The 6,136-nt window shown below is 66.9% G+C and carries 4 protein-coding genes; 3 read left to right on the top strand and 1 reads right to left on the bottom strand.

The features are described 5' to 3' along the window. Positions 1 to 625: 625 nt before the first annotated feature. A complete protein-coding gene (locus tag ACWF4Z_RS29685) occupies positions 626 to 3,628 on the bottom strand; it encodes a S8 family peptidase (RefSeq protein WP_452246456.1) in 3,003 nt (1,000 codons plus the stop codon). Positions 3,629 to 3,781: 153 nt separating this feature from the next. On the opposite strand from ACWF4Z_RS29685, the gene ACWF4Z_RS29680 reads away from it, so the two are divergent. The 3 genes from ACWF4Z_RS29680 (at position 3,782) to ruvC (ending at position 6,105) form a co-directional block, all read left to right on the top strand. Further along, on the top strand, positions 3,782 to 4,243 hold the full coding sequence (locus ACWF4Z_RS29680) for a hotdog fold domain-containing protein (protein ID WP_452246455.1): 462 nt from the start codon (positions 3,782 to 3,784) through the stop codon (positions 4,241 to 4,243). A gap of 24 nt (positions 4,244 to 4,267) precedes the next feature. Then, positions 4,268 to 5,437, top strand: coding sequence for a GNAT family N-acetyltransferase (locus ACWF4Z_RS29675; RefSeq protein ID WP_452246454.1), 1,170 nt, complete (start codon positions 4,268 to 4,270; stop codon positions 5,435 to 5,437). 71 nt (positions 5,438 to 5,508) lie between these two features. Beyond that, entirely contained in the window at positions 5,509 to 6,105 is a 597-nt protein-coding gene (ruvC, locus tag ACWF4Z_RS29670; protein ID WP_452246453.1) for a crossover junction endodeoxyribonuclease RuvC, read from the top strand. The last annotated feature ends 31 nt before the right edge of the window (positions 6,106 to 6,136 follow it).

Here is a 6,136-nt window from a genome sequence, read left to right as displayed (position 1 = left end):
CCATAACCCCGCCACCACAAAAAAACCTCCACCAAAACTTTCCTTCACGCGTTGGTGTTTTTTAATCCAAAATTAAAAAAAACAAAAAAACCGGGGCCAGCCCGCCGGGGGGCTCCCCCCCCCGGTGCTGTTTATCGAGCATCCCAAACCTGCGGCTGAGGCCCAGTAGAGCGGCTGGGTGCCTGGCGTGCCTGGTGCGTAGGTGCGGCCAGTTGGTGGTCGGCCGGTGAGGAGTGGAGCGACTCACCGCATGCGAGAGATCGGGACTGCCGAGGAACCAGTCAGTGAGTGAGCGGATCTGCAGGCCATCACAATCTACGGTTCTGGTGCGACTCAGGCGTGAAACTGCCGCTGGACGGCGATTGTGATGGCCTGCAGCGCCGGGTGCGGATGCCTTGCGTGCCTGCTGGGTGGTTCGAGTCGTGGATTGTGGCGTGGTGGGGTGTGTCTGGCCGACCACGATCCACGACTCGATGCCGGCACGTACTCTGACCAGCCGACCACCACCGACCCGCCCAGCCCAGCCAGGCACCCAGCACCTTCTCTATTTTCTTTTCAACTTTCTTGCTCTTCTTCTTTCCTCTGTCTTTTCTTAGAGCTTCTGTGTTCTTGTTTTAAGTAGGTGTCATGCGTTGACGGCTAGGACTGTTTGGTTTAGTTGGGTGGGGCCGTCGGTGTAGGTGAGGGTGCCTAGGTAGTGGGTGCCGGCGGTTAGGCCTGACCACTTGGCTGTCAGGGTGAAGGTTTTGCCTGTGGTGCCGGCCTTGGTGGTTGGGGTGGCGGTGAGGTTGCCTGTGGCGGCACCGACGGCCCAGTCGAACTCGGGGACGACCTGCTGTGTCGTCCCGGCCGGCAGGGCGAACTGATCGACGTACACATCGAAGGTGCCGGTCGTATCGATCAGCTGGACCTGCTCCTGCGCGGTAGCGCCCGTGCTGGAGCCGACCAGCGTGTTTGTGCCGGCGTTGTACACAAACATGTCGAGGTCGGTTCCAGCCGCGACGTCCGAGTCGAACGTCGCAAACCGGGCCACTGACGTCCCAGCAGGCACAGTCACGGTGTACTTCGCCGTGTGCGGCCCAGCCGCCGGAGAACCAGTCGGGAACGACGTCCCGCCCGCACCGACCAGTGTGGTCGGCCGACGGTTACCCGCGACCAGCCCGCCGACGGTGGTGGTCAGATTGCCGTTGTACCCAGGTGTCACCGCGATCCCAACCGACCCAGACGTCCCAGTGCGGGTGACGTCTGAGACAGCCCTCGCCCCGACAGGCCGCACGACCAGCTGGCTGCGGACCGAGTGCGTGCCGTCGCTCCACACCAGATTCCCAGCGGTGTAGGTGTCGTTCGGCGCCGTCGTACGAGTGAAGGAGACCTTGTACGACGCCGACCGCCCAGGAGCGATGGTGAGCGTCGTCGGCGACACAGTCGTTGTCACACCGGCCGGTGCGGTCACCGCGACCTTGTACGTCGCCTTGGTCTTGCCAACGTTGGTCACGGTCCGAGTCACCGTCTGAATCCCGGGAAGATCGCCGATCGCGATATTCGGGGTGTTCAGGTCACTCGGGTCGCGGGTGCCGAAGAGTGCGCAGAGCAGGTTGCTGGTCGGCAGCTCGCCCGTCCCACACAGGAATCGGGTCCAGTCGATCGGACCACTGTCGTACACGAGGCCCGGGTCGGCGGCCGAGTTCGGCGTGACCTGCCCAGATCCGTAGTCGAACGCACCCGCGTTGGGAATCGGGTTGCCCTTGTTGTCCAGCACGGACGCACTGGTCATCAGCGCGGACTTGATCATCATCGGAGACCAGGTGGGATGCAGTTGCTTGAGCAAGGCTGCGATCCCGGCGATGTGCGGCGCGGCCATCGACGTACCGGACTCGAAGTTGAAGTCCTTGCCACCGGAGGCGGGGGACACCGCCGCGAGCACGTCCACGCCGGGCGCCATGATGTCGGGCTTCAGCAGGTCGCCCTTGCCGGCGATCGCGGGACCGCGCGACGAGAATGCGGCCACCTGAGGAGCTGCGGCGCCGACGACCTTGGACCCGGCGCCCAGACTCGCGGTGGCACCCGGGTTCGCGCTCACGTACGCCTTGATCGCCGCGCCGTTGGTGTCACTCACGTGAATCGTCGGCAGCCAGTGAAGATCGGCGTTCAGCGAGTTCGGGCTGGTGTTGGTCAGCACCACGCCGACGCCTCCGGCCTCCAGGACGGCCTTGCTCTTGTCGGTCCGGTCGTTCGTCCCGCGGTCGCAGACAACGATCTTGCCGGCCACCTTGGTCGGATCCAGGAACCCTTCCGGATGGGCCGGATCCCACGTCTTCGAGAAGCACAACCGGGCCCCGGTCGGAGCCGCGCCCGACCTGACAGCGCTGGTGGCGAGGATGATCGGGCTCGTCGGTACGGCGGCCCCGATGCCCGCGCCGACGTAACTCGCGCCGTTGCCCAACGTCACCTTCGCCTCGAACTGGCGGTCGTGGGTGCCGGCGGCAACGGTCGTCAGCCAGGGCGAGTTGTGCGCGACCGTCGAGCTGCTCGGCCCGCTGTTGCCGGCCGACGCGGAGACGAAGATGCCCGCGGCGGCGGCGTAGAAGAACTCGACCTCGACCGGGTCGACATCGCTGCTCAGGCTGCCCGAGATGGAGAAGTTGATCACGTCGACGCCGTCGAGGATCGCGTCCTCGATCGCCTGAACCAGGTCGGCGGTGCTGCCGGATGCGCTGGCGCCGGTGTTCCACAACGCCTTGTACACGGCGATTCTGGCCGCCGGCGCCATCCCGCTGCCCTTGCCGAGAGAGTTGCCGTTGACAACCATGTCGGTGTTGTAGTCACCGGCCGCCGTCGACGCGGTGTGCGAACCGTGGCCGTTGATGTCGCGCGGCGACGCGACCTCGTTGACGTACGGCGCCGCCTTGATCGCGGTGTTCCCGCCGAGACCGGCGTTGTAGAACCGCGCGCTGACGATCTTGTTCGTGCAGTTCGTGGTGGCCCACTGCTCTGCCGCCGCACAGCTACCGCGGAACCCGGTCAGCGGACCCGGGTCGGTCAGCGGGCGGAACGACGCACTCTCCGGCCAGACACCGCTGTCGATGTCGCCGATGACCAGGTTCTTGCCGCCGCCGGCCTTGGCGGGTCCACCGAGCTGTTCCCACAGGCCGCCGGGCTTGTCGAGGCCGAGGAATCCCGGCGTACTCACCGTGTCGGCGTGCCGGATCTCGTTCTTGCTGACGCTCAGCACACCAGGCGTCCGGGCCAGCTGGGCCGCCTTCGACGACGTCATGGTCGCGGCGAAGCCGTTGAAGCCGACCGAGTAGTCGTACAGCCTCGAGACGCCGACCTGACTGGCGATCGCGTCGTGGCGGCTCTTCAGATAGCCGCGGTACTTCCCGGCGTCGGCGGTCTTGCCGTCGAACTTCTTCCCGGTCGCGGGCTTCGTTGCCTTATACCCGGCGATGGTGCCCGTGTAGCCCGCGAGCGGTGCGTCGGCGAGCTGGACGATGTAGGTCGCGGCCGGGCCAGGGTTCGGCGCGGCCTCGGCCGGATGCGCGGCGACTCCGGTCGCGAGGATCAGCGCTGCGGTGACACCAAGTGTCAGCGGGCGGCGGCCTCTCAACGATGTGACAAGGCTGGACATGGCGGTGTTCCCCCAACAGATCGGGCGCCGGGTGATCGCGCGGCGCTGGCTCCCCCTGCGCAAACTGTGCTGCACGCTCTGTCGGTTGAGCAAGCGTTCGAGCACATCTGGTCACCTCTCGACGCTCATGTGACTCACGGGTAACCTTCGGGTATGGCGAGTCAGGTGCTGGCGATGTGGGAGCGGTTCCGGTCGGTGCCGGGCGGTGAACGGGCGTTCTCCTGGGCCTTCACCTGGAAGGCGCCGTACTTCCGGTCGATCCGGCCGCGGTTCGTGCAGGTGAGCCCCAACTACGCGGCGCTGGTGCTGCCGAAGCGGCGGGCCGTGCAGAACCACATCGGTACTGTGCATGCGATTGCCGTGTGCAACGGTCTCGAGGCGGCCATGGGTGCGTTGGCGGAGGCAACCGTTCCGGCCGGGAAGCGCTGGCTGCCGAAGGGCATGGAGGTCGCCTACCTGGCCAAATCCATCTCGGACCTGACCTGCTCGGCCGAGACGGATCCGGCCGCCTGGACCGTGGGTCCCGACGTTCCGGTCCAGGTGAAGGCGACGCGCTCCGACGGCACGGTCGTGGTCGAGGGAACGATCCACCTGTGGGTGACCGACCGGAAGTAGCCGCCAGGACATAAGGTCTTCGGCGTGAGTGACGCATTGCGGTTTGTGGACATCACCGAGGATCAGTTGGACGCGGTGATGAGGGTGCGGGCACGGTCGTTCGGGCTGATGGCGCCCGGCGATCGCGAGCAATGGCTCAAGGACGCGCGGGTATTCCTTCAGGACGGCCGGTACGTCGGTGTCGCGGACGGCGACGAGGTGATCGCGGCGGCCCGGTTCTGGGCCTTCGAGCAGTGGTGGAGCGGCCGCAGCGTTCCGGTGGCCGGTGTCGCGGGCGTGGTGGTGTCGCCGGAGTACCGGGGTCGTGGTGTGGGCAGCAAGCTGATGCGGGGTGTGCTCCGGCGCGCTGCGGACAAAGGCTTTCCGCTGACCGCGCTGTACCCGGCGACCACAGTGATCTACCGGCACCTCGGCTACGAGTACGGCGGCGGCCGGTACCGGTTCTCCTTCCCCGCGGCGGACCTGCGGGCGCTGGGTGGCAAGGGGGTTTCCGTACGACGCGCTGGGCCGGCGGATGCGGAGCGGTTCCTGGAGCTGGTGGGGGAGTCGCACGCGCGACGCCGTACGAACGGTCCGCTGGTGTGGCCGGTCAAAGAGGTCACCGAGTGGCTGGGTGACGAGGAGAACTTCGCCTACATCGCGGACGACGGTTTCGTCGTCTACAACTGGTCCGGCTCGGACCTGTGCGTCGACGAGATCGTTGCCGGGTCCGAGGAGACAGCACGGGCGCTCTGGGCCACTGTCGGCTCCGGCTCGTCCATTGCCAACACTGTGCAGGCCTACATCTCTCCGGACGACCCGGTGCACCTTTTGGTCGAGCACGAGGCCGAGCGAGAGGTTCAGCACCAGCGCTGGATGCTACGGCTCCTGGATGCGCCCACTGCGATCGCGGCACGGGGATTCGTACCTGCTGCCGCAGTGGAGATCGACCTGCGGCTAGAGGACCCAGACGTACCCGACAACAGTGGTGGCTGGCACCTGTCGGTTGCTGACGGGATCGGACGACTCACGCCGGCCCAAGTGTCCGCTGACGTCCTGCAGCTCGGCGCACGCGGACTCGCCGGTCTCTACTCCGGTACGCCGCTGGCCACCCTGCGTGGAGCTGGTTTGGCGACGGGCGGAACGACGGCTGTGGATTCGGCGCTCGACCCGGTTTTCGCAGGACCGACGCCGTACATGCTCGACTACTTCTGAACCCGGCGCGTCGATTTCCTGGTGGGTTGGCCGACGCTTAGGGTTGTCGAACAAACGTTCGGAGGTGATCCATGCGGGTGCTCGGTGTCGACCCCGGCCTGACCAGGTGCGGCCTCGGCGTTGTCGAGGGCACACCCGGTAAGCCGCCGGCGCTGGTCGCCGTCGGAGTGATCCGGACGCCGGCCGAGCTGGATGTGGCCAAGCGGCTGGTCCGGATCGAGGCCGAGCTGGAGGAGTGGATCGCCGAGTACCGGCCGGATGCGGTTGCGGTCGAGCGGGTGTTCGCGCAGCACAACGTTCGGACGGTGATGGGGACGGCGCAGGCGTCCGGTGTCGCGATGGTGGTCGCGGCGCGGCGTGGGTTGCCGGTCGCCTTGCACACCCCGAGCGAGGTGAAGGCCGCGGTCACCGGGTCCGGCCGGGCCGGCAAGGAGCAGGTGACCACGATGGTGACCCGGATCCTCAAGCTGGCCGAGCGTCCGACGCCCGCGGACGCCGCCGACGCGCTCGCGCTGGCGATCTGTCAGGTGTGGCGTGGCGGAGTGACCAACAAGTTGCAGGAAGCGGCCGGGAGCCGGGCCAACCTGGAGGCTCTGGCCCAGGCGCAGTCCCGGCTGCAGGTGGCGAGACTGCGGGCCGCGGTGGCCGCGCAGCAGGGCAAGCGATGAAGGCTGCAGGGCAAGGGTGAAGACAGGAATC

Source organism: Kribbella sp. NPDC055071, assembly GCF_053608045.1.
This window is presented reverse-complemented; position numbering and strand designations above follow the sequence as displayed.